Genomic DNA, 23,853 nt, shown 5'->3' with positions numbered 1-23,853 from the left:
CGTATCGTTGACACTCGACTGATTGCTTTCGGACGTGGCTTTTAGCCGCGACCTGACAACGAAATACGCAAGTGAATACCTCTTCACAAGGGCGCTGGAAGCACGCCGCTGCACGGATGGGAGAGGATGCGTGCGTATAGAAATAGAGCAAAGAAATCTTTACTGAATTGTGATAATTTTGCCCATACCCTATTCAGGAGTGACACAGAAGATAAGGATATCCAATGCGTTATCGTTCGCTAACGCTCGACGAGCACTGTAACAACTGCACACCTGCCGAGTTGCGCAATGAGGGGGCGCCGGTGCCGGCTACGGAACCCTGCGAGTGGGCAGGCACCGTATGAAACTGATTCATTTCTCCTCTGAACACACGGCGCCGGAAAGCTTTTGCCGGATACTCAACCCGACAGCAGCGCGGCATGAGCTGGAACGGCATTATCTGTTCGGCGGCGCGGCCGGCATTTCGATAAGCAGCCGGTATCCGATTACCCGCAATACTCAATCCGGTATTGGCGTCACCGGTTATCGTGAGGATGCGGCGGTGAAGCGCAGCGTTCTCGATGATATCAACCGGGGCGGCTTGCTGGCGATTGATGAGGGAATGGGCGCCTGGACGCCGACGAAATATGCCTTTTACGTCGATGCGGAAGGCCGATTACAGCGCTATCCAGGCAGCTCTCTTCCCGCCTTTTATCCTACCGGGCGCGTGATAGCCCGCTATGAAGAAATGGTCAGCCGCTATGGCCACCGGGCAAAACCGACGGTCCTGCCGGCGAGGCAGAATACGACCCGTAATCCCCCGCTGCAACAAGCCATCGCGACCGCAATGGCAACCGTTGCCGCCACGGTGCAGGCTATCCGTCCGATGACCAAGGCAGAACGCTGGCAAGAACGCCAGTATCTGATAGGGCGAGGCAACCGCAGCATTTATCCGGATGCGCGCATGGCGGCACAGCGCCTGGCGGAGAACAACGTTGCCGTCGAAAAGGCGAAACTGGCTGAGAATGTTTACAAGACCACTAACCCGCTCAAGGACACGATCGATATCCCCGAAGGCTGGAAGGATATCAGTAACAATGATGGGGCGCTGGGTAAACTCGGTTTAAGCAAAGATATGCTCTATGACGATGAGGATACACCGGGCTTTCTGGCTCGGGTTTATCAGCCAGATGAGAGGGTCTTTGGTAAAGCGATGAATCCGACGGTAGTGTTCCGCGGATCGCGTGCGCCCGAGTTTCCGGAGGGAATAAGCAAGGCTGCCCAGAAAGCGTTATTGAACGGCGATTTGTCAGGGATTAAAAACCTGAGTGACTGGTCAAATAACGGCGCTCAGGGGTTGGGGTTTAATTCGGAATACTACAAACAAGCCGTTATAATTGGCGATAAAATTTCGAAAGTATCAAATATTGACGTTGCAGGTCATTCATTAGGCGGTGGCATGGCTTCCGCGACTTCCATGGCCAGCGGCAAACCGGCTTGGACGTTTAATGCAGCAGGCCTGAATGCGGGAACCGTCGAAAAATACGGCGGTTCGATAATAGGCAGCGCCGATAATATTCAGGCGTATCGCGTAAAAGGGGAGCTGTTGACCAAGCTGCAGGAGGTTGATTTGTGGGAGGATGCCAAAGACCTCAAATTTTATCCGCCTGCGGTGATGGCGAAAGAACGGCTGTCCATGTTGGCACCTGACGCTGTGGGAATAAAGCACACGCTTCCCGGTGGAACAGGCTCACTGCTGGACAAGCACGGTATAGACCAGGCGATACAATGCATTGAAAATGAAAAAGACGATGACATTGCCACAATCAAGGGAAGAATATGAAAAAAATCATACTCATTATCACGATGGTAGTGTCTACGCTCATCATGCAGGGGTGCAAAAAAGGTATGGATTTACAACCACAGGATTATTTTGAAGGGACGCAGCTGGACATCGCCAACATCATCTACGAGGGTGACAGGCAAAAGCTGGATAAGGTTTTACCGACGGTAAGCAAAGAAACGTTAAACCGGCCTGCCAAGGCGGAGATGACGTTGCTATTCTGGGCGATAAATAACGCTATCTTTGACAAGAACACGCCAGAGCGACTCAAGATCATTACGGATCTGGTCAAGGCGGGTGCAGACCCATTGCAGCCAAGGCCGGAAGGGAGAAGCAGTCCCGCTGAGTATGTTATGAAAGCAGATAAGGGAATCTGGATAAAATCTATGTTAGATGGAGGGCTATCTCCTAATGCAAAAGATAAAATTAACAATAAACCCATTATATTTAAAAGTATTCTCGCGAAGAATACAGAGACATTAGAGGTCATGTTGGAGCATGGCGCTGATATAAATATAAGAAATTCACTGGGTGATACGTTACTCATCGATGCTTTAGATTATCGCTCCTATGACCACGTCATTCTTCTATTAGAAAAAGGCGCCGATAGCGATATAAGAGGCAACTCGGGTTGGACGATGGGCAATCAACTGCAACGGATGATTAATAGAAGTCAGGACGGCAGCGAGGCGAAAGCGTCTCTTGAGCGCATCAAAGACGAGCTAATTAAGCGTGGTGGGAAATGGCCGCCTGCTCCTGTCAGTCAATAAGTCGTTCTCAGTATCCCAAGGGTGTAGAGGGATACTGATACGGTAATAAAGCTAAGTTGGTCCGTGGTTATGTTAAAAATGGAGATGGCATGAGGCACAGCGCTCTTATCATTATCATGTTGCTGTCGATGCTCATGATGCAGGGATGCGAACAAGGTAGGGATCTACAGCCACAAGATTATTTTGAAGGGACACAGTTGGCTATCGCAAAAGTTATCTACGAAGGCGAGAGACAGAAGCTGAATGCGATGTTACCGACGGTAAGCAAAGAGACGTTAAACCGGCCGGGCAAGGCGGAGATGACGTTGCTATTCTGGGCGATAAATAACGCTATCTTTGACAAGAACACGCCAGAGCGGCTCAAGATCATTACGGATCTGGTCAAGGCGGGAGCAGACCCACTGCAGCCAAGAGCTGAGGGGAGGAGTAGCCCAGCTGAATTTGTTATGAAGGCGAATAAAGGCGTATGGATACAAGCTATGTTAGAGGGCGGACTTTCTCCAAATGCCAGGGATAAGGTTCATAATCAGCCCATTATATTTGAAAGTTTTGATGCGGCGAACACCGAAACATTAAAGATGTTAATTGCATACCAAGTTGATGTTGACATCAAAGGCGCGATGAACAGAACGCCATTAATTAATGCGTTGTATAACAGTTGCCCAGATCACATTGAGGTTCTTTTGGCTCATGGGGCTAATCCGTTAGCCGAAGATGACTTTAATGACAGCTTCCTCTCTCTGATTTCTGCGGAGATAGATAAAGGGGATAAGAGCAATGCGTATATAAAAAAGCTAATTAAAATTAAAGAAAAAGTAAAACAGGTGAATTAGTTCGCCTCGGCTCTCATGGGGGACAATGCTGGTCTTCTTCCGGTGCAGTACCATGACGTGATGACATACAGGAAGATGACGGGATGAGCCACCAAAGAGCACCCAGCCGACAGCGACGAGAGCGCTGTTGTTAAGTACCGTTTGTGACGCCATCTCTTTGAACAGTGGCGAACCCACAAGCAGCGTTTCTATGTTGAAACTTGCACATTGATGGGGATGCTGGCGTAAGCGACACCCAGAGGCAGGATGCTTTATGTCTGACGACGAGGCAGCGACAGCAGGTATGTGGGCTGTTTCAGGCAACAAAAAACCCGATAATCTTGAACCTAAAAGGCGGGATTATCGGGCTCCACAAAATGGGGACATCAAAGAAAAGCAGTGGCACTAATTCAGACTGCGGCCCCAAACGAAAGTTCTGACCGGCGACAAAAAAATCAAAATATTTTTATCGCCGATCCATCTCTCCCGCTAATCGATCAGCCGAGTATGCCCGGCCATAGCACCACGATGAGTGAACCCGCCAGCGTTAACAGCACGTTAGCGATGGCGTAGGTGCCGGCGTAGCCCAACGCCGGGATGTTGCTGCGCGCGGTATCGCTGATAATTTCCATCGCCGGCGCGCAGGTGCGGGCACCCATGATGGCGCCAAACAGCAGGGCGCGGTTCATGCGCAGTACGTAGGCGCCGAACAAGAAGCAGATAATCACCGGCACCAGGCTGACGATCAGCCCGGCGATCAGCATCTGGCCGCCGACCGCGCCCAGGCTGTGGCCGATGCCCGCGCCGGCGCTCAGGCCCACGCCCGCCATAAACACCATCAGGCCGAACTCTTTCACCATGTTCAGCGCGCCCTGCGGAATGTAGCCGAAGGTCGGGTGGTTGGCGCGCAGGAAGCCGAGCATGATGCCGGACATCAGCAGACCGGCGGCGTTGCCGATGCCGAACGAGAAGTTGCTGAACTGAATGGTGATCTGGCCGATCAGCAGGCCGATGATGAAGAAGGCACAGAACGCCAGCAGGTCGGTCACCTGGCTGTGGATCGAGATAAAGCCAATCTTCTCCGCCACGCTCTTCACCCGGCGCGCGTCGCCGCTCACCTGCAGCACGTCGCCTTTGTTGAGCACGATGCTGTCATCGATGGGCATTTCGATCTGGCTGCGGATCACGCGGTTGAGGAAGCAGCCGTGGTCGGTCAGCTTCAGCTGGCTCAGGCGCTTGTTCACTGCGTTGCTGTTCTTCACCACGATCTCTTCGGTGACGATGCGCATGTCGAGCAGATCGCGATCGAACACTTCCTTGCCGTTGCGGAAGCTCGGATCCAGCCGCGCGTGGGCATCCGGGTAGCCGACCAGCGAAATCTCATCGCCTACCTGCAGCACCGCGTCGCCGTCCGGGTTGGCCAGAATGCCGTTGCGGCGGATGCGTTCGATGTAGCAGCCGGTCTGGCGATAGATGCCCAGCTCGCGCAGGTTCTTGCCGTCGGCCCAGGCCACCAGCTCGGGGCCGACGCGGTAGGCGCGGATCACCGGCAGGTAGACCTTGCGTTGGCTGTCGGTGTCCAGGCCGCGCTCGCGGGCGATCTGTTGGGCGGAGGTGGACAGATCCTGGTGCTGCAGCTTCGGCAGATAACGCGCGCCGAAGATCAGGCTGACCAGACCGATCAGGTAGGTGAGGGCATAGCCGAGGCTCAGATGATCCTGCGCCGCCAGCAGCGCCGGGCCGTTGACGATGGTGTTGCGCAGCGTATCGCCGGCGCCCACCAGCACTGGGGTCGAGGTCATCGAGCCGGCCAACATGCCGGCGGTCAGGCCGATGTCCCAGTGGAACAGCTTGCCGAGACCGATGGCGATCACCATCGCCGAGCCGACCATCACCAGCGCCAGCATCAGGTAATTTTTACCGTCGCGGAAGAAAATCGAGAAAAAGTTGGGCCCGGCTTCCACGCCGACGCAGAAAATAAACAGCATGAAGCCGAGATTCAGCGCCTCGGTGTTAATGGCGAAGTGTTGCTGGCCGAGCAGCAGCGAAACCACCAAAACGCCAATGGAATTACCGAGTTGGACGGAGCCCAGACGGAGTTTACCGAGGCACAGCCCCAGTGCGAGTACCACGAACAGTAACAGAATGTAGTTACCGTTTAACAAACTAGCGACGTTTATGTTCACGGAGGATAACTTATTGTTTACCAGTAAGTGCTTGATATAGATAACTATAAGAGATAAATTCAGCCTTAAAACGACGTCATAAATCACCACCAGCGTAAGGCGAAGCGAACCATCGTTCGGCGGCGTTCATTCTAGACGCTATGACCGATGACAGCCAGCACAGAAAGCTGATTTCCTGCGCCGCCGTGCGCATTTAACTCTCTTTTGACCAAGGAAAAAATTCGGTTCAGCGTCACCGCACGGGTGACCGGACTGATTTCTATTGATGCAGTAATTGGGCGGGGGAGAATTCGCATGACGAGTTATAGATATTGGCTGGGCATTCTCAGCTGTTTTCTGTTGTTCAGCCTGGTGTTTCTCGGCCAGCAAACCGGCCTGTTCGGCAGCACGGATCATGAGCACCACGGCGAAACCGGCCTGCTGCTGTTCGTTATCCCCGGTGCGATCGCCAGCTATCTGTCGAGCCGCAAGCGGCTGCTTTGCCCGCTGCTGGGCGCGCTGTATGCATTGCCACTGTGCCTGGTGATCCGCCACTTCTGGCTGACGCCGTCCTCTTCGTTCTGGCAGGAGCTGGCTTACGCCACCAGCGCGGTGTTCTGGTGCGTGTTTGGCGCGATGCTGATGCTGTTCGCCCTCGGTCTGTTGCAGGCGCTGCAACAGCTGCACCGGCGGCAGCGGCAATAAAAAAAGGCGCGTTAAGCGCCTCTTTCGTCGTTCAAGAACTTACTGGAACAGGTTCAGGTGTTCTTTCGCGTAAGCTTCGAAATCAGTGCAACCGCCGATGTGCTTCTCATCCAGGAAGATCTGCGGCACGGTTTCAACCGGTTTGCCGACGGTTTTTTCCAGATCGGCCTTAGTGATGCCTTCCGCGTGGATGTCAACGTAACGGAAGTTGAAATCGTCGCGTTCTTCAGTCAGTTTTTCCGCCAGCTCTTTAGCGCGGACACAATAAGGACAGCCAGGACGCCCGAAGATTACTGCAAACATGCAACGCTCCTTAGATTGGATTTTCAATAAATTATTCGCGATCGCAACGACATCCCGTCACCGAAAAAGTCATTACCCGCATCAGATGGCGCCTACTATGCCCGTTGAAGCCATGAAAAAAAAGCAGGAATTACCTGTTAATCTGATTCATGTAACCAATTAGTCCACCGGGGCTGTCGCCGTTGACGGGAATTCACTACACTGGGGGCAGACCTTCTGGAGAAGAAAAATATGCGTTCATTCGGAGACTTACCGCGTCCGGTGCTGGTGTTGGAAGGGCTGGGCATCGTGATGTTGGTGCTGGCCTACCTCAGCATTCATGGCCACCTGCAGTTGCCGGGCTGGCTGGCGTCGCAGCAGGCGGCGGTCGGCATGATTTTCCTCGGCGTGGCGCTGATGGTGCCGGCGGCGGCGTTTCTGGTATGGCGCGTGGTGCAGGGCTTCGGGCCACTGATGCGCGGCGGCCTGCCGCCGGAAAACGATCGCCGCAGGCCGCATGATACGGACGCATCGAAAAAACATCAGGACAGCGATCCGCGCGCCTGAACGCCGCGGCCGCTAACCCGCCTGCGGGGCAGGCGTTGGCCTTTTTGGAGTGACGAGTGAAAATTGCCATTCTTTCTCGCGACGGAACGCTGTACTCATGCAAGCGGCTGCGTGAAGCGGCGGAAGATCGCGGGCACAGCATCGATATCATCGATCCGCTCTCCTGTTATATGAACATCAATCCGGCGGCGCCGACCATCCACTACCGCGGCCGCCAGCTGGAACGCTATGACGCGGTGATCCCGCGCATCGGCTCCGCCATCACCTTTTACGGCACCGCAGTGCTGCGCCAGTTCGAGCTGCTCGGCAGCTATCCGTTAAACGAATCCGTAGCCATTACCCGCGCCCGCGACAAATTGCGCTCGCTGCAGTTGCTGGCGCGGCAGGGCATCGATCTGCCGATCACCGGCTTCGCCCATTCACCAGACGATACCGGCGATCTCATTGAGCTGGTCGGCGGCGCGCCGCTGGTGGTCAAGCTGGTGGAAGGCACGCAGGGCATCGGGGTGGTGCTGGCGGAAACCCGGCAGGCGGCGGAAAGCGTGATCGACGCCTTTCGCGGGCTGAATGCCCACATTCTGGTGCAGGAGTACGTGCGCGAGGCGCAGGGGCGCGACGTGCGCTGCCTGGTGGTGGGCGGCCGGGTGGTGGCCGCCATTGAGCGCCAGGCCAAGCCGGGCGAATTTCGTTCCAACCTGCACCGCGGCGGCACCGCGCGCAAAGTGACCATCACCGCCAGGGAGCGGGCGATCGCGGTCAAAGCGGCGAGCACGCTGGGGCTGGACGTCGCCGGGGTGGATATCCTGCGCGCCGAGCGCGGCCCGCTGGTGATGGAGGTCAATGCTTCACCGGGGCTGGAAGGGGTAGAAACCACCACCGGGCTGGACATCGCCGGCATGATGATCGACTACATCGAGCAGCGCGGTCGGCCGGGATTCCGCCTGAAATCGGGCGGTTGACGGGGTGGGCGGCGCGCTTTTCCCGCCGTGCAATATCTGAAATAGTGAATTAAGCCGCATTGATCGTGGCGTATCGGGTGAATATTCCGTAAGCTATGCGCCTTTTCACGTTTTGAATATTGTGAGGCTGGCTATATGGATTCACTCATTGTCCCCGATTTGGCGCTGTTGCGGCGCTGGCTGGATCAGTCGGGCATTTCTTTCTTTGAGTGCGATTCCTGCCAGGCGCTGCACCTGCCGCACATGCAGAACTTCGACGGCGTGTTCGACGCCAAGATTGATCTGGTGGACAACGTCATTCTGTTCTCCGCGTTGGCCGAGGTGAAGCCGACCGCGCTGATCCCGCTGGTGGCGGATCTGAGCCAGATCAACGCCAGTTCGCTCACTATCAAGGCGTTTGTCGACATTCAGGACGACAACCTGCCGAAGCTGATCGTCTGCCAGTCGCTGAGCGTGGCGGTCGGCGTCACCTACGAGCAGTTCACCCACTTCATGCAGCAGGGCGAAGAGCAGGTCTCGATGGTGATCCTCGAGGCACGAGCGAACGATCTGCTGTTTATGGGGGACGAAGAAGAGATCCCCGCTGGCGCCGTACGCCAGCCGATGCTGCACTGATCCTCGCCGTACATTAAGCATGCCGCTGTTTCCGGCGGCATGCTGCCGTTATTTCCCTCCGCAATAAGATATTCTGCACTTTGGCCTTTGCCGCCCGATCTTTCTCGCCGTTTACGCCGCTAATGGCGTATCACATAGAGAAAAACTGCATAAAAAATCGATAAAAGGCGTTTTTTCCTCCAGGGGCTGGCGGGTTCAGGCCGCAGCGGCTATGCTGCTGATTCTGCTAAGGGCTTGCGATTTCCCTTGTGACCACGCGAGCAGGGCAGTGCAAAAAGGCGTATGCAATCATATGCATAGCCATTCAGTTCGCGGTTGCAACGATTGCGCTCAATCAGGAAAGGTTTTGTATCGCTGCAGATACAAGTTCAATTCTATGATTCACCCTGTTTTGGAGGAAGTTACGGATGGTCACCCAACGTAAAAAGTGGTTATCGGGTGTGGTTGCCGGCCTGCTGATGGCCGCGTCCGTCACGGCGTCAGCCGAAGAGAAAACGCTGCACGTGTATAACTGGTCCGACTATATCGCGCCGGATACCCTGGCCAAATTCCAGAAGGAAACCGGTATCAAGGTGGTGTACGACGTCTTTGACTCCAACGAAGTGTTGGAAGGCAAACTCATGGCGGGCAGCACCGGTTACGATTTGGTCGTCCCTTCATCCAACTTCCTCGAGCGTCAGTCGCAGGCCGGCATCTTCGAGCCGCTCGACAAGAGCAAGATCCCCAACTACAAAAATCTCGATCCCGAGATGCTGAAGCTGGTGGCGCATAACGACAAAGACAACAAATACGGTATTCCGTACATGATGGTGACCACCGGCATCGGCTATAACGTCGATAAGGTGAAAGCGGCGCTGGGCAAAGACGCGCCGGCCAACAGTTGGGATCTGATCTTCAAGCCGGAAAACCTCGAGAAGCTCAAGAGCTGCGGCGTTTCCTTCCTCGATGCGCCGAGCGAGGTCTACGCCACGGTGCTGCATTACCTGGGCAAGGATCCCAACAGCACCAACGCGGCGGACTACACCGGCGCGGCCAACGATCTGCTGCTGAAGCTTCGACCTAACATTCGCTATTTCCACTCTTCGCAGTACATCAACGATCTGGCGAACGGCGACATCTGCGTGGCCATTGGCTGGTCCGGCGACGTGATGCAGGCGGCCAACCGTGCCAAAGAGGCGAAAAACGGCGTGAACGTCGCCTACGCAATCCCGAAAGAGGGCGCATTGACCTATTTTGACATGTTCGCCATGCCGGCGGACGCCAAGAATAAGGACGCCGCCTATCAGTTCCTGAACTTCCTGCTGAAGCCGGACGTGATGGCGGACATCAGCAACCATGTTTACTACGCCAACGCCGTGAAGGACGCGACGCCGCTGGTGAGCGCCGAAGTGCGCGATAACCCGAACGTCTATCCGCCGGCCGACATCCGCGCCAAGCTGTTCACGCTCAACGTGCAGTCGCCGAAGCTGGATCGTGTCATTACCCGCGCATGGACTAAAGTTAAAAGCGGGAAGTGATGATGGGGAATATCCCCTGAATATCGGTAAACCGGCAGGCGGGCACCCCCCGCCTGCATCGCCGTTTTGGGCCACGGCGCGCGCCGTGGTGTTGTAGCGCTTTACGCCGGAGAGCACCCCGATTGAACGACGCCATTCCTCGTCCTCAAACCAAGTCGCAGAAGGTTTTCACCCCTCTGCTGGAAATTCGTAACCTCACCAAAACGTTCGACGGGCAGAACGCGGTCGAAGACGTCAGCCTCACCATCTATAAAGGCGAGATCTTTGCGTTACTCGGCCCGTCCGGCTGCGGCAAGTCCACCTTGCTGCGCATGCTGGCCGGCTTTGAGCAGCCGTCGGAAGGGCAGATCGTGCTCGACGGGCAGGACATGTCGCATGTGCCGCCGTACCAGCGGCCGATCAACATGATGTTCCAATCCTATGCGCTGTTCCCGCACATGACGGTGGAGCAGAACATCGCCTTCGGCCTGAAGCAGGACAAAATGCCACGGGCGGAGATCGCCGAGCGGGTGGCGGAAATGCTGGCGCTGGTGCACATGCAAGAGTTCGCCAAACGCAAGCCGCACCAGCTTTCCGGCGGCCAGCGGCAGCGGGTGGCGCTGGCGCGCAGCCTGGCCAAGCGGCCGAAGCTGCTGTTGCTGGATGAGCCGATGGGCGCATTGGACAAGAAGCTGCGCGATCGCATGCAGCTGGAAGTGACCGACATTCTGGAGCGCGTCGGCGTGACCTGCGTGATGGTAACCCACGATCAGGAGGAGGCGATGACCATGGCGGGGCGCATCGCCATCATGAACCGCGGCAAGTTCGTGCAGATCGGTGAGCCGGAAGAGATCTACGAGCATCCGAACAGCCGCTTCAGCGCCGAATTCATCGGCTCGGTCAACGTCTTCGACTGTGTGCTGCTGGAGCGCCACGACGACGCGCTGATCCTGCAAAGCCCCGGGTTGCGCCATGCGATCAAGGTCGATCCGGACGCTTCGGTGGTGGACGGCGTGCCGATCCAGGTGGCGCTGCGGCCGGAAAAGATCCTGCTGTGCGAACAGGTGCCGGAAGACGGCTGCAACTTCGCAGTGGGGGAAGTGGCGCACATTTCTTACCTGGGCGATCTGTCCATCTACCACGTGAAATTGCACAGCGGCCAGATCATCAGCGCCCAGCTGCAAAACGGCCACCGTTTTCGCAAAGGGATGCCTACCTGGGGCGATGAAGTGCGTTTGTGTTGGGAAACCGACAGCTGCGTAGTGTTGACGGTGTAGTGGAGCCGGTGAGGAGTAACCCGTATGACCCTGCTTTCTGAACGCACGCCGGAACCGCCGGCCAAAACGCCCGGCGGCCTCAAGGCGCTGTTCCACCGCCTGCTGATGGCCCACGGCCGCAAGCTGGTGATCGCACTGCCGTATTTATGGCTGACGCTGCTGTTTATGCTGCCGTTCCTGATCGTGTTCAAGATCAGCCTGGCGGATCTGGCGCTGGCGGTGCCGCCCTACACCGAGCTGCTGAGCTGGGCGGACGGCAAGCTGAACATCGCGCTTAACTTCGCCAACTACCTGCAGCTGACCGACGATCCGCTGTATATCGACGCCTACCTGCAGTCGCTGCGCGTGGCGGCGGTCTCGACGCTGTGCTGCCTGATCATCGGCTATCCGCTGGCCTGGGCGGTGGCCCACAGCAAGGCCTCGACCCGCAATATTCTGCTGCTGCTGGTGATCCTGCCTTCCTGGACCTCGTTCCTGATCCGCGTTTACGCCTGGATGGGCATTCTGAAAAACAACGGCACGCTGAATAACTTCCTGATGTGGTTAGGGGTGATCGATCAGCCGCTGGTGATCCTGCACACCAATCTGGCGGTGTATATCGGCATTGTCTATTCCTACCTGCCGTTTATGGTGTTGCCGATCTACACGGCGTTGATCCGGCTGGATTACTCGCTGGTAGAGGCATCGCTGGATCTGGGCGCCCGGCCGCTGAAAACCTTCTTCAGCGTGATCGTGCCGCTGACGCGCGGCGGCATCATCGCCGGTTCGATGCTGGTGTTCATTCCGGCGGTGGGCGAGTTCGTGATCCCGGAACTGCTCGGCGGGCCAGACAGCATCATGATCGGCCGCGTGCTGTGGCAGGAGTTCTTCAATAACCGCGACTGGCCGGTGGCCTCGGCGGTCGCCACCGTCATGCTGGTGCTGCTGATCGTGCCAATTTTGTGGTTCCACAAGCATCAGAACAAGGAAATGGGGGGGCAGGAATGAACAACTTGCCGGTAGTGCGTTCACCGTGGCGCATCGCCATCCTGACGATCGGCTTTACCTTCCTGTATGCGCCGATGCTGATGTTGGTGATCTACTCTTTTAACAGCTCCAAGCTGGTGACGGTGTGGGCCGGCTGGTCCACGCGCTGGTATACCGAACTGTTCCACGATTCGGCGATGATTAGCGCGGTGGGGCTTAGCCTGACCATCGCCGCCGCTTCCGCTACCGCTGCGGTGGTATTGGGCGCTATTGCCGCCGTGGTGATGGTGCGTTTCGGCCGCTTTCGCGGTTCAACCGGCTTCGCGTTTATGCTGACCGCGCCGCTGGTCATGCCGGACGTGATCACCGGCCTGTCGCTGCTGCTGCTGTTCGTGGCGATGGGGCACGCTTTCGGTTGGCCGTCGGAACGCGGCATGTTCACCATCTGGCTGGCGCATGTCACCTTCTGTACCGCTTACGTAGCGGTGGTCATCAGCTCGCGCCTGCGTGAGGTGGATCGCTCAATTGAAGAGGCGGCGATGGATCTGGGGGCGACGCCGCTGAAGGTGTTCTTCGTCATCACCTTGCCGATGATCGCGCCGGCGCTGATCTCCGGCTGGATGCTGGCGTTCACCCTGTCGCTGGATGACCTGGTGATCGCCAGCTTCGTCTCCGGCCCGGGCGCCACCACGCTGCCGATGCTGGTGTTCTCCAGCGTGCGCATGGGGGTGAACCCGGAAATTAACGCGTTGGCCAGTTTGATCCTGCTGGTGGTGGGCATTATCGGCCTGATCGCCTGGTGGTTTATGGCGCGCTCGGAAAAACAACGATCGCGCGAATTGCAGCGGGCGGCCCGTAGCTGAATCGTAACAAACCTGCTATTTTTGCAATCAATAAGTATTGCAACTAACTACCTGACTTTACATGCGCCACCTGTATTGGTGGCGCGTCGTAGCGGAACACGGATATGTCAGACATGCTGAAAAGCGGGCAGGGAATGAGATCGACTGCAGATGCGCCGGTGCCGGTGATGGTGGCGGGTACTGCCATGGTCGCGATCAAGTGCATCAGCGTGGTGCTGTTGTTGGGCGAACTGGGTGTCGATGGCGCGCAGGAGTTCGTCAACACCAGCGCGCAGGCGTGGGATTCCACCTTTATCTTTCTAGCCGGCCTGATGCTGCTGTGCCTGCAAATCAGCTGCGGTTTTGCGGTGATGCGCGGTCGCAACTGGGGGCGCTGGGCTTATGTGGCCTGCCAGTGCATCGTGGTGCTTTACCTGCTGTTGGCCACTATCGGCAGCGTCTTCCCCGAGGTATTCACCGTGGAAGGGGAAACCAGCGGCCAAATCCTGCACGTTCTGATCCTGCAAAAAATCCCCGACGTGGTGATCCTGGCGCTGCTGTTCGTTCCTGCCGCCAGCCGCCGCTTCTTCGCCGCGCGCAAGTGAGATTTTAGGCGCGCGGAGTGGTAAACTCTGCGCCCTTAATTCGTCATCCTGAACTTCACGGTAACCTTCATGCATTGCGCTTTGTATACGGCGGGCACCTGCCGTTCCTGTCAGTGGCTGGAAAAGCCCTATCCGCAACAACTGGCCGACAAACAGCATCACCTGCAATCGCTGCTGGCCGGGCGCGACGTCGCGCAGTGGCTGCAGCCGGCGGCGGGGGAGCTGAGCGCATTTCGCAATAAGGCCAAGATGGTGGTCAGCGGCAGCGTAGAGCGCCCGCTGCTCGGCATGCTGCACCGCGACGGCACGCCGGTCGATCTAAGCGACTGCCCGCTGTACCCCGCCGGCTTTGCGCCGATGTTTGCGGTACTGAAAAGCTTTATCGCCCGGGCGGGCCTGACGCCGTATAACGTGGCGCGTAAACGCGGCGAGCTGAAATACCTGTTGTTGACCGAAAGCACGTTAGACGGCGGCGTGATGCTGCGCTTCGTGTTGCGCTCGGAAACCAAACTGGCGCAGCTGCGCGCCGCGCTGCCGTGGCTGCAGCAGCAGTTGCCGCAGCTCAAGGTGATCTCCGCCAATATTCAGCCGGTGCATATGGCGATCATGGAAGGGGAGCGCGAGATTGCGCTGACCGAACAGCAGGCGCTGGAGGAACAGTTCAATCAGGTGCCGCTGTTCATCCGTCCGCAAAGTTTCTTCCAGACCAACCCGCAGGTGGCCGCCGAGCTCTATGCCACCGCCCGCGACTGGGTGCGCGCACTGGGCATCGACAGCATGTGGGATCTGTTTTGCGGCGTCGGCGGTTTCGGCTTGCACTGCGCGCAGCCGCAAACGCGCCTGACCGGCATCGAAATCAGCGCGGAAGCGATCGCCTGCGCGCGCCAATCGGCGCAGCGGTTGGGGTTGCAGCACGTTGATTTTCAGGCCCTCGATTCCACCCGCTTCGCCACCGCCGAAGGCCAGGTGCCGCAGCTGGTGCTGGTCAACCCGCCGCGGCGCGGCATCGGCCAGGCACTGTGCGATTATTTGAGCCGGATGGCGCCGGAATATATTCTCTATTCCAGCTGCAACGCCGAGAGCATGGCGAAAGATATCGAGATGTTGCCGGGCTACCGCATCGAACGGGTGCAGCTGTTCGACATGTTCCCGCATACCGCGCACTACGAAGTGCTGACGCTGCTGGTGCGGCGTTTATAAAACATAAGGCCCGGCTAACCGGGCCTTATGCTTACTGCGGGAACCACTTGTCGTTGATGGCCTTATAGGTGCCGTCGGCCTTGATGGCGTCCAGCGCGGCGTTCAGCTTGGCCAGCAGCGCCTGGTTGTCCGGGCGCACCGCGATGCCGAGACCGGTGCCGAAGTACTGCGCATCGGTGATGTGTTCGCCGACCGGCGCCAGCTGCGGATTGGTTTTCAGCCACTCGTTCACCACGGCGGTGTCGCCGAACACGCCGTCGATGCGGCCGTTTTTCAGCTCCAGAATGGCGTTCTGGTAGCTGTCGTAAGAGACGGTGTTAATCTCCGGGTGCTTGTCCTGCATGTATTTCTGGTGGGTGGTGCCGTTTTCCATGCCGAGCTTTTTGCCTTTCAGATCCGCCAGCGAGCTGAACTTGCCTTTTTGCGCGATCACGATCGCCGAGTTGGCGTAGTAAGGCTGGGTGAAGGCGACCTGTTTGCTGCGCTCCGGCGTGATATCCATGCCGGAAATCACCGCATCGTATTTCTTGAATTTCAGCGCGGCGATCAGGCTGTCGAACGCCTGGTTGGTGAAGGTGCACTGCGCCTGCATCTGTTTGCACAACGCGTTGGCCAGATCGATATCGAAACCGACGATCTGGTTATTGGCGTCCAGCGATTCGAACGGCGGGTAGGTGGCGGAGGCGGCGAAGCGGATGGTTTCGGCCGCGGTGGCGTTAAAGGTCATCCCGGCCAACATCGTCGCGGCAAGCAGCAGTTTTTTCATGCGTAGAGCTCCTGTCTGGATCCTGAAAGTGATTATTCGCTATCGTTTGTTTTTACTGGTAATCGCCAGAGGTTTTTACATGTGCGTCTGCTGATAACCCTGCCATTGAGTGAATTAAAATGCAATATAAATGATTAAATATTGCCATGGGGATAAAAAAAGCCCCGCTCAGTAGCGGGGCTTAGGGGGGGAGGTGGCCTCAGTTACGGCGCTCAAACGCCAGCGCGCGGCGTTCCACCAGGCGCATCAGCAGCGTCAGCAGGCCGTTGACGCACAGGTACACCAGGCCGGCGGCGCCGAACACCATCACGTCGTAGGTGCGGCCGTACATCAGCTGACTGTAGCCCATCACTTCCATCAGCGTGATGGTGTAAGCCAGCGAGGTGCTTTTGAACACCAGCACCACTTCGTTGGAGTAAGACGACAGCGCGCGTTTGAAGGCGAACGGCAACAGAATGCGCAAGGTCTGCCGGCGCGACATGCCCAGCGCCTCGCACGACTGCCACTGCCCGGCGGGAATGGCGCGCACCGCGCCGTAGAACAGCTGCGTGGTATAGGCCGCGCTATTCAGCGCCAGCGCAATCATCGCGCACAGCCAGGGCTGCGACAGCAAGTTCCACAGCCACGGGTAGTCGCGGATCGCCGGAAACTGCCCGGGGCCGTAGTAGATCAGGAAGATCTGCACCAGCAGCGGCGTGCCGGTGAACAGCGTTACATAGGCTTTGACCAGCGGCGTCAGGATCGGCGTTTTCAGCGTCAGGATCACCGTCAGCAGCAGCGACAGCGCCAGCGCGACGATCAACGCGGCGACGGTCAGCGTCAGGCTGGTGTGCAACCCCTTGAGGATTTCCGGCAAGTATTCAAACATCAGACCGGCCCCCGCTCAAAGCGCGTGGCGCGCAGCTCAATGCGTTTGATGACGTATTGGCTGAACAGCGTCACCAGCAGGTAGATGGCCGCCGCGATCACATACCAGGTAAAAGGCTCCTGGGTGCGGGTGGCGATGCTCTTGGTTTGCAGCATCAGATCGTTCACGCTGATCAGTGACACCAGCGCGGTGTCTTTCAGCAGCACCAGCCACTGATTGCCGAGGCCGGGCAGGGCGTGGCGCCACATCTGCGGCATGATCAGGCGGAAGAAGATCGCCGCCTTGCCGAGCCCCAGCGCCTGGCCGGATTCCCATTGCCCCTGCGGTACCGCTTTGAGCGCGCCGCGCAGCGTCTGCGAGGCGTAGGCGGAATAGAGCAGGGCCAGAGCGATCACCCCGCACAGGAACGGGCTGACTTCGAAATTGTCGATCGCCAACTGAATCGGCAGCTGGAACAGACCGAGGTTGAGGGTAAAGCCGTCGGAGAGCATCAGCAGCAGCTGCGACGAGCCGAAATAGATAAACAGCACCACCAGGATTTCCGGCAGGCCGCGCAACACGGTCACCCAGGCGGTGCCGAGCCAGCTGACCGCTTTCCAGCGGGACGATTCCCATACGGCGAACAGCATCGCCAGAATCAGCCCGAGGATCAGGGCGCAAACGGCAAGGCCGACGGTCATGCCGGCGGCGCTTGCTAAAGGTTGTAATTCATTCATTTGGGCGTATTACTGCTGGAACCATTTTTTGTAGATGGTTTCATAGGTCCCATCCTGCTTGATCTTGTCCAGAGCGGCGTTGAACTTGCCCTGCAGATCGGTGTTCTTCTGGCGCACCGCGATGCCAAGGCCGGTGCCGAAGTAATCTTTGTCGGTCACTTTAGCGCCCACTGCCGCTAGCGCGTCATTCTGCTTCAGCCACTCGTTGACCACTGCCGTATCGCCGAACACCGCATCAACGCGGCCGTTCTTCAGATCCAAAATGGCGTTCTGGTAGCTGTCGTAAGGCACGGTGGTGATTTCCGGGTGCTTGTCGGTCAGGTATTTCTGGTGGGTGGTGCCGTTTTGCACGCCCACTTTTTTGCCTTTCAGCGCCGCCACGTCGGCGATTTTGCCTTTCTGCGCGATGAACAGCGCCGAGTTATCGTAGTAAGGCTTGGTGAACAGCACCTGCTTCTCACGCTCCGGCGTAATGTCCATACCGGCCATCACCGCATCGAAACGCTTGAACTTCAGGCTCGGGATCAGGCTGTCGAACGCCTGGTTGGTGAAGGTGCACTCGGCCTGCATTTCTTTGCACAGCGCGTTGGCCAGATCGACATCAAAGCCCTGAATCTTGTTGCCGGCGTCAATAAATTCAAACGGAGGATAGGAGGCTTCGGTAGCGAAACGGATAGTTTCGGCTGCGGAGGCGGAAACGCTGATGCCAGCCAGAACGGCGGCGATTATTAGTTTTTTCATCGCAAACTCCCCAAATTACAGCAAGTTAATTGTTAGTGTGATAAGTAATTAGCAAACTCGGTGGTCCGCGGCTGCGTGAAGTGGCTGCTGTCGCCTTGCTCCACTACGTGGCCGTTTTCCATGTACACCACGCGGCTGGCGGTTTTGCGTGCCACTTCCACTTCGTGGGTGACGATCACCTGAGTGATGCCGGTGCCGGCCAGTTCGCGAATGATGCTGACGATCTGGGCGGTGATTTCCGGATCCAGCGCCGCGGTCGGTTCATCGAACAGCAGCACCTGCGGTTCCATCATCAGGGCGCGGGCGATCGCCACGCGCTGCTGCTGGCCGCCGGAAAGGTGCAGCGGGAAGCGATCGGCGAAGTCGGTCAGGCGCAGACGCTTGAGCAGCTTGTCGGCGCGCTCCATCGCCTGAGCCTTGGTCAGCCCCAGCACGCGGCAAGGCGCTTCGATCAGGTTCTGCACCACGGTGAGGTGAGGCCACAGGTTGTATTGCTGGAACACCATGCCGACATTTTGACGCAGTTCGCGAATGGCTTTCTCGCCCGGCGCCTGCCTGAAGTCGAATTGGTTGCCGGCGATCTGCAATTGGCCCGAACGCGGCATTTCCAGCAGGTTCAGCACCCGCAGCAATGAACTTTTCCCGGCGCCGCTTGGGCCAAGCAGCACCAGGGTTTCCCCGGCTGGACAATCCAGCGTGATGTCAAACAGCGCCTGGTGAGCGCCGTAATAGCAATTGATACCGTTAAGTTGAATACTCATGCGCCAGAATTGAATAGACATTGATGCCGCAAATGTTAACTTCCACAGAATACTTATGCAATCTTTGTGCGTTAAAATTTATGAGTGTGCGGCGGGACAGTAAAAGATTAGCACAAGATACCGCGACTCAAGCCGAGGGAGGGGATTTGTGGCGCAGGCTGTGAGATCGGTAGCGAAATTTTTTCTCTTGGACGAAATTTGAGCGGAAGACAAGGGGGACGGGTGACCGACGCGGCAAGCCCGCGTCGGCCGGGGAAGGCGGGTTACTGGTTTTCCAGCACCTGACGCACGCTGCCGTTGGTGGCGTGCGCTGGAACATTCAGGTAGCGAATATCATCAACCACCCAGCAGGTGCCTTCGCGCACCATCAGTACTTCGTCTTGCCAGTTCACGGTGCTGTTGGCGTCTTTCTGGTAGCTCAGGTCAACGCGCAGCGGGATATTCTTCGCATCGGTGTTAGGAATGGTCGAGGCGCTGGCGACGGATGCGCTGCTCGGCCCCTGTGCATTGCCGGAGAACAGATCGCCGGTTATCTGATGTTTGCCCGGATTCTGGCCGGCGCTGACCAGATCCTGATACAGCACTTTGCTCAGATAAGGTTGCAGCTGCGCCAGGCGGTTGCTGTCCGGCAGGCCGGTGCCCTGCTGGATGCGCAGGTCATAGAACTTTTGTGCGACCGTATCCGGGCCGCCTTCCACACAGCTGCCGCTGCGGGTGCCGATATCCTTGTATGCCGGTTCCACCGTGGTACAGGCACTCAGCAACAGCGCTAAGGGTAAAACAGCCGCAATCGTTTTTGTTTTCATCTTATTACCTTATGTGAAAGTCTCTACCATGAAGACCGATAGCTTACAGTATAAATGCGTTTTTTGGCCTTGCATTCGTACTGCGTGCCATTGATTAAGCGAACATAACGCCAATCTTCTGGTCATAGATACGTTGAATTAATCAAACAAGGAATTCTGATGCAGCTTTCAACTACCCCGACCCTGGAAGGGTTCACCATTACCGAATACTGCGGCGTCGTCACCGGTGAAGCGATTCTCGGCGCCAACATTTTCCGTGATTTTTTCGCCGGCGTGCGCGACATCGTCGGCGGCCGTTCGGGCGCGTATGAGAAAGAGCTGCGCAAGGCGCGCCTGATCGCGTTCGAAGAGCTGGAAGATCAGGCGAAAGAGCTGGGCGCCAACGCGGTGGTGGGTATTGATATCGATTATGAAACCGTTGGCAAAGACGGCAGCATGCTGATGGTGACCGTCAGCGGCACCGCGGTGAAAGTCAGCCGCTAACGCCATTCTCCGCGCCCCGGCCGTTGCGCCGGGGCGACATCCCGTTGGTTTATCCCTCTTTATGCGGCGGCTCGACGATCGGGCGGTGTTCCTGCGGCTTTACCGGTGCAGATTCCTGGCGATGCGGCATCTGTTGAACGGTCGGCTGATGAATCTGCGGCGCCGGTGCCGGATGCGGCATGACGCGCTCTTGCGGCACCGGCGCTGGGCGAACCACCGCCGGATGCAGCGTTGCGGCCGGCTCATGCACTACCGGCTGCACGACGTGCGGCGCCGCCTGAACCTGTGGCCGCACGGTGGATTGATGCACTGGCGCGGCGGTCTGCATCGGATGCGTCTGTACCGGCGCTGAATGCACGGCCATCGGTTGCTGCGCGTGAGGTGCTGCCGGCGCGGCATGCGTGAACGTCGGCATGCTCATCGGTTGCTGCACATGGGGCGCGTTGACCGGTTGTTGCACGTGTGGGGCGGCAGCCACCGGCTGAGTATGCGCAAAGTTCGGCATGGTCATCGGCGCGTGGGCCGCAGGCGCGACGCGCGGCTGTTGCGGCGCAGCGTTAGGCACCGGTTGGCTGAAACGCGGCGTGGGCGCGGCGGTGGTATTGTAGTTGTTCACCGTGCTGGTGGTGCTGCGATTCACATTGTTCACGTTGTTATATTGGTTGATGTTGGTGACGCGATTCACCACGGTGGTGGAATGCGACACGTAGGGCGCATTGCGGTAGACCACCGGCTGGCGCCGATCGTCCCAGCGCATATCCCAGTTGTGCCAGCCGCTATTGTGTTGGTTGAGCAAAGAGGCGACCGCGATGCCAACGCCGAAGCTGATCACGCCGGCTGCCAGCATATCGCCGCCGCTGTAACCTGAAGGCTGATATTGATAGCTTGGATAAGCTTGGATCGGCGTGCCGTAGGCCTCCCAGGGATCGTAATGCGGAACGTAAACCGTATCCGGTTGGCTGGGCTCGATGACGATGGTTTCGCCCGGCGCCGACACCACGCTCTGGCGATAGGACTGCTGCTCAACGTAACGGGTCGTCGGCGCTACGACGATGCGCTGCTGTGGGGTGTTTTTCAACGTGCCCTGGCTGGCCGCTCGTTGACGCATCACCTGAATGGCGTTCATCACGTCCGTAGGATCGTTGAGGTAGGCGCTGCCCAGAGCGGTGGTCCAGGGGATGTTTTTCGCCATCTGATCGAGCACGTCGGGGAATTGCACCAGGCCGCGCACGCTGGGATCCCAGGGTTGAGCATCCGCCGCCGAGCTGAGCGCCGCCGGTTGCAGCCCGCGGTTTTGCGCCAGCCAGGCATCCGCAGCGCTGATTTGGTCAGGATAGCCCGCGCCGGCCAACACTTGCGCCAGCAGCTTGTCGGGGAACAGCGCCACCGGGCTGACCAACTGGTACAGCTGGTCTGCGGTCAGTGGCGTATAGGCCGGCGCACTGGCACTGGCGGCGGGAGCGGCAGGGGGCGGAGTGCCCCCACCCATCGCGCCGGCGACTTTTTGCTGATCGCAGCCGCTGAGCGGCAGCATGGCGGCACAGAGCAACCAGGACAGATAGCGTGGTGTGAACATGTTCGACTCCGCTCTTTCAGCGTAGATGATACTTTGAGACTATCATGGGCGTGAGAGCTCGCCAGTTGGGAGAAACACTCGCTTGCACATCGGCGCTTTCTGTCATTATTTCTCGATTAGCGTGATGATTGGATACAGGTTAATCGCGTCGCGTTACACCTTTCACGGACACAAATCAGGAGGATAAGTGAAAATTTGGCCAGGGATCATCGCCGCCGCGCTGTTGGCGGGGTGCCAAAATCCGCAGCAGGACACGCTCGTCGATCGCGGCGCTTACCAACTCGAGACGCTGCACCAGGCGCAGGGCGCCGATCAGCGCATTCGTTTTTTGGTGATGCACTACACGGCGGAAGACTTCCATTCATCGCTGAAAACGCTGACCGACGAACACGTCAGCGCGCACTACCTGTTGCCGGCGCATCCGCAGCGCGAACACGGCAAACCGACGGTGTACCGGCTGGTGCCGGAAGCGATGCGCGCCTGGCATGCCGGCGCCAGCGCCTGGCGCGGCCGCAGCAGCCTCAACGACACCTCGATCGGCATCGAAATCGTCAACAAGGGGTTCACCCGCGGCATGCTGTTGACCCATTGGCAGCCTTATACGGCGGAGCAGATCGCCGTGCTGATCCCGCTGAGCCGCGACATCATCCAACGCTATGGTATCCAGCCGCAGGACGTGGTGGGGCACAGCGACATCGCACCGCAGCGCAAACAGGATCCCGGCCCGCTGTTCCCCTGGCGGCAATTGGCGCAGGCCGGCATCGGCGCCTGGCCGGACGAACGAGACGTGCAGCGTTTGCTGGCGGGGCGCGATCGCCATGCGCCGGTGCCGATGGCGCCGCTGCTCGATAGGCTGGCGCGTTACGGCTACGCGGTTGATTCGTCATGGGATGAGCGGCAGCAGCGCAATGTGTTGGCGGCGTTTCAGATGCATTTCCGGCCCGACGATGTTCGCGGTGAGCCGGATGCAGAGAGTGAAGCGATTATCGATGCGCTGCTGTTGAAGTATGGCGCGTGGCGTTGATTACAGGCCGTGCAGTTTGCCGTGATCTTTCAGCCAGCGGGCGGTGCGCGCGATGCCCTCTTCCAGCGAGACGATCGGCTGATAGCCCAGCTCTTGTTGCGCACGGGTGGTATCGAGCGTGAGGTCGAAGTTGAGTTTGGCGACGCCGTAGTGGGTCAGCACCGGCTCCTTTTCGCTTTTGCTGCCCAGACGCTCCATGCCGCGCGCCATCATGTCGAGCATCGGATAGGGCACGGAGCGAATGCGGCATTTCATGCCCAGATCGTCGATCAGCTGCTGCACCACGGTGCGCAGCGGGCGCGGCTGCTGGTTGGTGATGTTGTAGGCGCGGCCGGACGGCGTATCTTCTTTTAACGTCGCCAGCCACATGGCGTGCACCGCATTCTCCAGATAGGTCATGTCCACCATCGCCGCGCCGCCGCGCGGCAGCAGCAGGTTGCCGTAGCGTTTGATCATCTGCAGCAGCCGCGGCAGCATCACCTTGTCGTGCGGCCCGAACAACCCCTGCGGGCGCAGAATGGTGAAATGGGTTTGTGGATTGGACAACGCCAGTTGCTGGATCACCTGCTCGCCGGCGGCCTTGCTGCGCGCGAACTCATTGGCGTAGCGCTGCGGGCGGAAATCTTCGGTCACGTTGCGGTGATGGTGGTAATCGAAATAGATCGCCGGGGAAGAGATGTGAATGAACTGCGCTACGCCGTAGGCTGCCGCCCATTCACCAAGGCGGCGAGTGGCGCGCACGTTAGCCAGTTCGAAGGCTTCTTCGGTGCCCCAGGGCGAGGTAAAGCTGGAGCAGTGCCACAGCACGTCGACGTCCGCCAACATCGCCTTGGCCTGCGAAGAGATCAGGTTGGTGAGATCGGCATGAATGAACTCCGCGCCCATTTTTTCCAGCAGGCCGCCCATCGCCTGGTTGCGACCGGTGGCGCGCACTTTGATGCCCTGGCGGCGCAGATATTCAACGGCGTTACGGCCTAATCCACTGGTTGCACCGGTGACCAATACCTTCATAACGGACTCTATTCTCAC

Annotated in this window: 26 protein-coding genes; 16 read left to right on the top strand and 10 right to left on the bottom strand. The window is 58.2% G+C overall.

Annotation, left to right across the window (positions count from 1 at the left end; all coding sequences use genetic code 11):
• The first annotated feature begins 340 nt into the window (after positions 1 to 340).
• From ACRAWE_RS11670 to ACRAWE_RS11655, 4 genes are all read left to right on the top strand, one after another.
• Positions 341 to 1,822, top strand: a complete 1,482-nt coding sequence (locus ACRAWE_RS11670; RefSeq protein ID WP_211129957.1) for a phospholipase — start codon at positions 341 to 343, stop codon at positions 1,820 to 1,822.
• Entirely contained in the window at positions 1,819 to 2,592 is a 774-nt protein-coding gene (locus tag ACRAWE_RS11665; protein ID WP_211129958.1) for an ankyrin repeat domain-containing protein, read from the top strand. The genes ACRAWE_RS11670 and ACRAWE_RS11665 overlap by 4 nt, the downstream gene beginning before the upstream one ends.
• An 89-nt stretch (positions 2,593 to 2,681) precedes the next feature.
• The gene (locus ACRAWE_RS11660) at positions 2,682 to 3,425 is read left to right on the top strand and encodes an ankyrin repeat domain-containing protein (protein WP_432525364.1); all 744 of its coding nucleotides are present in this window, start codon (positions 2,682 to 2,684) and stop codon (positions 3,423 to 3,425) included.
• A 253-nt stretch (positions 3,426 to 3,678) separates the two neighbouring features.
• On the top strand, positions 3,679 to 3,813 hold the full coding sequence (locus ACRAWE_RS11655; RefSeq protein ID WP_258165302.1) for a hypothetical protein: 135 nt from the start codon (positions 3,679 to 3,681) through the stop codon (positions 3,811 to 3,813).
• 88 nt (positions 3,814 to 3,901) lie between these two features.
• Here the strand turns inward: ACRAWE_RS11655 and ACRAWE_RS11650 are convergent, their stop codons facing one another.
• On the bottom strand, positions 3,902 to 5,590 hold the full coding sequence (locus ACRAWE_RS11650; RefSeq protein WP_004938680.1) for an aspartate:alanine antiporter: 1,689 nt from the start codon (positions 5,588 to 5,590) through the stop codon (positions 3,902 to 3,904).
• Positions 5,591 to 5,884: 294 nt separating this feature from the next.
• Between ACRAWE_RS11650 and ACRAWE_RS11645 the strand changes: the two genes are divergently transcribed.
• Positions 5,885 to 6,274, top strand: a complete 390-nt coding sequence (locus ACRAWE_RS11645; RefSeq protein WP_063919105.1) for an inner membrane protein YbjM — start codon at positions 5,885 to 5,887, stop codon at positions 6,272 to 6,274.
• Between the two features lie 39 nt (positions 6,275 to 6,313).
• Here ACRAWE_RS11645 and ACRAWE_RS11640 read toward each other — a convergent pair whose 3' ends face one another.
• Entirely contained in the window at positions 6,314 to 6,577 is a 264-nt protein-coding gene (locus ACRAWE_RS11640) for a GrxA family glutaredoxin (protein ID WP_004938676.1), read from the bottom strand.
• Positions 6,578 to 6,808: 231 nt separating this feature from the next.
• On the opposite strand from ACRAWE_RS11640, the gene ACRAWE_RS11635 reads away from it, so the two are divergent.
• From ACRAWE_RS11635 to rlmC, 9 genes are all read left to right on the top strand, one after another.
• Positions 6,809 to 7,123 (top strand): YbjC family protein, encoded by a 315-nt coding sequence (locus ACRAWE_RS11635; protein ID WP_074054628.1) that lies wholly within the window; start codon positions 6,809 to 6,811, stop codon positions 7,121 to 7,123.
• A gap of 56 nt (positions 7,124 to 7,179) precedes the next feature.
• The gene (gene rimK, locus ACRAWE_RS11630) at positions 7,180 to 8,082 is read left to right on the top strand and encodes a 30S ribosomal protein S6--L-glutamate ligase (RefSeq protein ID WP_063919107.1); all 903 of its coding nucleotides are present in this window, start codon (positions 7,180 to 7,182) and stop codon (positions 8,080 to 8,082) included.
• Between the two features lie 135 nt (positions 8,083 to 8,217).
• On the top strand, positions 8,218 to 8,697 hold the full coding sequence (locus ACRAWE_RS11625; RefSeq protein WP_019454584.1) for a YbjN domain-containing protein: 480 nt from the start codon (positions 8,218 to 8,220) through the stop codon (positions 8,695 to 8,697).
• A 407-nt stretch (positions 8,698 to 9,104) separates the two neighbouring features.
• Positions 9,105 to 10,214, top strand: coding sequence for a spermidine/putrescine ABC transporter substrate-binding protein PotF (potF, locus tag ACRAWE_RS11620; protein ID WP_432525363.1), 1,110 nt, complete (start codon positions 9,105 to 9,107; stop codon positions 10,212 to 10,214).
• 122 nt (positions 10,215 to 10,336) lie between these two features.
• Positions 10,337 to 11,470 (top strand): putrescine ABC transporter ATP-binding subunit PotG, encoded by a 1,134-nt coding sequence (gene potG, locus ACRAWE_RS11615; protein ID WP_063919108.1) that lies wholly within the window; start codon positions 10,337 to 10,339, stop codon positions 11,468 to 11,470.
• A 24-nt stretch (positions 11,471 to 11,494) separates the two neighbouring features.
• Positions 11,495 to 12,457 (top strand): putrescine ABC transporter permease PotH, encoded by a 963-nt coding sequence (gene potH / locus ACRAWE_RS11610; protein ID WP_019454581.1) that lies wholly within the window; start codon positions 11,495 to 11,497, stop codon positions 12,455 to 12,457.
• On the top strand, positions 12,454 to 13,299 hold the full coding sequence (gene potI, locus ACRAWE_RS11605) for a putrescine ABC transporter permease PotI (RefSeq protein ID WP_019454580.1): 846 nt from the start codon (positions 12,454 to 12,456) through the stop codon (positions 13,297 to 13,299). Before potH ends, potI begins: the two co-directional genes overlap by 4 nt.
• A 104-nt stretch (positions 13,300 to 13,403) precedes the next feature.
• The gene (locus ACRAWE_RS11600; RefSeq protein ID WP_025159686.1) at positions 13,404 to 13,883 is read left to right on the top strand and encodes a YbjO family protein; all 480 of its coding nucleotides are present in this window, start codon (positions 13,404 to 13,406) and stop codon (positions 13,881 to 13,883) included.
• A gap of 69 nt (positions 13,884 to 13,952) precedes the next feature.
• Positions 13,953 to 15,083, top strand: coding sequence for a 23S rRNA (uracil(747)-C(5))-methyltransferase RlmC (gene rlmC, locus ACRAWE_RS11595; RefSeq protein ID WP_025159685.1), 1,131 nt, complete (start codon positions 13,953 to 13,955; stop codon positions 15,081 to 15,083).
• A 31-nt stretch (positions 15,084 to 15,114) separates the two neighbouring features.
• On the opposite strand, the gene artJ (ACRAWE_RS11590) is transcribed toward rlmC, so the two are convergent.
• The 6 genes from artJ (ACRAWE_RS11590) to ACRAWE_RS11565 form a co-directional block, all read right to left on the bottom strand.
• Positions 15,115 to 15,849, bottom strand: a complete 735-nt coding sequence (artJ, locus tag ACRAWE_RS11590) for an arginine ABC transporter substrate-binding protein (protein WP_015377297.1) — start codon at positions 15,847 to 15,849, stop codon at positions 15,115 to 15,117.
• Between the two features lie 199 nt (positions 15,850 to 16,048).
• Positions 16,049 to 16,717 carry an arginine ABC transporter permease ArtM gene (gene artM, locus ACRAWE_RS11585; RefSeq protein WP_019454577.1) on the bottom strand — a complete coding sequence of 223 codons (669 nt, stop codon included), beginning with the start codon at positions 16,715 to 16,717 and terminating at the stop codon, positions 16,049 to 16,051.
• Entirely contained in the window at positions 16,717 to 17,433 is a 717-nt protein-coding gene (artQ, locus tag ACRAWE_RS11580; protein ID WP_025159684.1) for an arginine ABC transporter permease ArtQ, read from the bottom strand. The genes artM and artQ overlap by 1 nt, the downstream gene beginning before the upstream one ends.
• 9 nt (positions 17,434 to 17,442) lie before the next feature.
• The gene (gene artJ / locus ACRAWE_RS11575) at positions 17,443 to 18,174 is read right to left on the bottom strand and encodes an arginine ABC transporter substrate-binding protein (RefSeq protein ID WP_004928409.1); all 732 of its coding nucleotides are present in this window, start codon (positions 18,172 to 18,174) and stop codon (positions 17,443 to 17,445) included.
• A gap of 32 nt (positions 18,175 to 18,206) precedes the next feature.
• A complete protein-coding gene (gene artP, locus ACRAWE_RS11570) occupies positions 18,207 to 18,935 on the bottom strand; it encodes an arginine ABC transporter ATP-binding protein ArtP (protein ID WP_139285539.1) in 729 nt (242 codons plus the stop codon).
• 263 nt (positions 18,936 to 19,198) lie between these two features.
• Positions 19,199 to 19,741: a lipoprotein gene (locus tag ACRAWE_RS11565; RefSeq protein ID WP_019454574.1), complete on the bottom strand. Its 543-nt coding sequence runs from the start codon at positions 19,739 to 19,741 to the stop codon at positions 19,199 to 19,201.
• 159 nt (positions 19,742 to 19,900) lie between these two features.
• Here ACRAWE_RS11565 and ACRAWE_RS11560 point away from each other — a divergent pair, with 159 nt between their 5' ends.
• On the top strand, positions 19,901 to 20,224 hold the full coding sequence (locus ACRAWE_RS11560) for a heavy metal-binding domain-containing protein (RefSeq protein WP_004928400.1): 324 nt from the start codon (positions 19,901 to 19,903) through the stop codon (positions 20,222 to 20,224).
• A gap of 49 nt (positions 20,225 to 20,273) precedes the next feature.
• On the opposite strand, the gene ACRAWE_RS11555 is transcribed toward ACRAWE_RS11560, so the two are convergent.
• The gene (locus ACRAWE_RS11555; RefSeq protein WP_432525362.1) at positions 20,274 to 21,800 is read right to left on the bottom strand and encodes a DUF3300 domain-containing protein; all 1,527 of its coding nucleotides are present in this window, start codon (positions 21,798 to 21,800) and stop codon (positions 20,274 to 20,276) included.
• Positions 21,801 to 21,987: 187 nt separating this feature from the next.
• On the opposite strand from ACRAWE_RS11555, the gene ACRAWE_RS11550 reads away from it, so the two are divergent.
• Complete coding sequence (locus ACRAWE_RS11550; protein ID WP_432525361.1) at positions 21,988 to 22,824, top strand: N-acetylmuramoyl-L-alanine amidase; 837 nt, start codon at positions 21,988 to 21,990, stop codon at positions 22,822 to 22,824.
• Here the strand turns inward: ACRAWE_RS11550 and ACRAWE_RS11545 are convergent, their stop codons facing one another.
• Positions 22,825 to 23,835 (bottom strand): NAD-dependent epimerase/dehydratase family protein, encoded by a 1,011-nt coding sequence (locus ACRAWE_RS11545; RefSeq protein ID WP_004928393.1) that lies wholly within the window; start codon positions 23,833 to 23,835, stop codon positions 22,825 to 22,827.
• Positions 23,836 to 23,853: the final 18 nt, after the last annotated feature.

This window comes from Serratia sp. BFP-2025 (genome assembly GCF_050880365.1).
Taxonomy (GTDB): Bacteria; Pseudomonadota; Gammaproteobacteria; order Enterobacterales; family Enterobacteriaceae; genus Serratia; species Serratia surfactantfaciens.
This window is presented reverse-complemented; position numbering and strand designations above follow the sequence as displayed.

What these genes read in the sequence shown, in the direction of transcription:
- ACRAWE_RS11635 (WP_074054628.1), top strand. Translation starts at nt 6,809, where the DNA reads ATGCGTTCATTCGGAGACTTACCGCGTCCGGTGCTGGTGTTGGAAGGG.
- artJ (WP_015377297.1), bottom strand. Translation starts at nt 15,849, where the DNA reads ATGAAAAAACTGCTGCTTGCCGCGACGATGTTGGCCGGGATGACCTTT.
- ACRAWE_RS11645 (WP_063919105.1), top strand. Translation starts at nt 5,885, where the DNA reads ATGACGAGTTATAGATATTGGCTGGGCATTCTCAGCTGTTTTCTGTTG.
- potF (WP_432525363.1), top strand. Translation starts at nt 9,105, where the DNA reads ATGGTCACCCAACGTAAAAAGTGGTTATCGGGTGTGGTTGCCGGCCTG.
- ACRAWE_RS11665 (WP_211129958.1), top strand. Translation starts at nt 1,819, where the DNA reads ATGAAAAAAATCATACTCATTATCACGATGGTAGTGTCTACGCTCATC.
- ACRAWE_RS11625 (WP_019454584.1), top strand. Translation starts at nt 8,218, where the DNA reads ATGGATTCACTCATTGTCCCCGATTTGGCGCTGTTGCGGCGCTGGCTG.
- ACRAWE_RS11555 (WP_432525362.1), bottom strand. Translation starts at nt 21,800, where the DNA reads ATGTTCACACCACGCTATCTGTCCTGGTTGCTCTGTGCCGCCATGCTG.
- ACRAWE_RS11600 (WP_025159686.1), top strand. Translation starts at nt 13,404, where the DNA reads ATGTCAGACATGCTGAAAAGCGGGCAGGGAATGAGATCGACTGCAGAT.
- ACRAWE_RS11565 (WP_019454574.1), bottom strand. Translation starts at nt 19,741, where the DNA reads ATGAAAACAAAAACGATTGCGGCTGTTTTACCCTTAGCGCTGTTGCTG.
- ACRAWE_RS11660 (WP_432525364.1), top strand. Translation starts at nt 2,682, where the DNA reads ATGAGGCACAGCGCTCTTATCATTATCATGTTGCTGTCGATGCTCATG.
- ACRAWE_RS11670 (WP_211129957.1), top strand. Translation starts at nt 341, where the DNA reads ATGAAACTGATTCATTTCTCCTCTGAACACACGGCGCCGGAAAGCTTT.
- ACRAWE_RS11640 (WP_004938676.1), bottom strand. Translation starts at nt 6,577, where the DNA reads ATGTTTGCAGTAATCTTCGGGCGTCCTGGCTGTCCTTATTGTGTCCGC.
- artP (WP_139285539.1), bottom strand. Translation starts at nt 18,935, where the DNA reads ATGAGTATTCAACTTAACGGTATCAATTGCTATTACGGCGCTCACCAG.
- potI (WP_019454580.1), top strand. Translation starts at nt 12,454, where the DNA reads ATGAACAACTTGCCGGTAGTGCGTTCACCGTGGCGCATCGCCATCCTG.
- artJ (WP_004928409.1), bottom strand. Translation starts at nt 18,174, where the DNA reads ATGAAAAAACTAATAATCGCCGCCGTTCTGGCTGGCATCAGCGTTTCC.
- potH (WP_019454581.1), top strand. Translation starts at nt 11,495, where the DNA reads ATGACCCTGCTTTCTGAACGCACGCCGGAACCGCCGGCCAAAACGCCC.
- artM (WP_019454577.1), bottom strand. Translation starts at nt 16,717, where the DNA reads ATGTTTGAATACTTGCCGGAAATCCTCAAGGGGTTGCACACCAGCCTG.
- artQ (WP_025159684.1), bottom strand. Translation starts at nt 17,433, where the DNA reads ATGAATGAATTACAACCTTTAGCAAGCGCCGCCGGCATGACCGTCGGC.
- ACRAWE_RS11545 (WP_004928393.1), bottom strand. Translation starts at nt 23,835, where the DNA reads ATGAAGGTATTGGTCACCGGTGCAACCAGTGGATTAGGCCGTAACGCC.
- ACRAWE_RS11560 (WP_004928400.1), top strand. Translation starts at nt 19,901, where the DNA reads ATGCAGCTTTCAACTACCCCGACCCTGGAAGGGTTCACCATTACCGAA.
- rlmC (WP_025159685.1), top strand. Translation starts at nt 13,953, where the DNA reads ATGCATTGCGCTTTGTATACGGCGGGCACCTGCCGTTCCTGTCAGTGG.
- ACRAWE_RS11655 (WP_258165302.1), top strand. Translation starts at nt 3,679, where the DNA reads ATGTCTGACGACGAGGCAGCGACAGCAGGTATGTGGGCTGTTTCAGGC.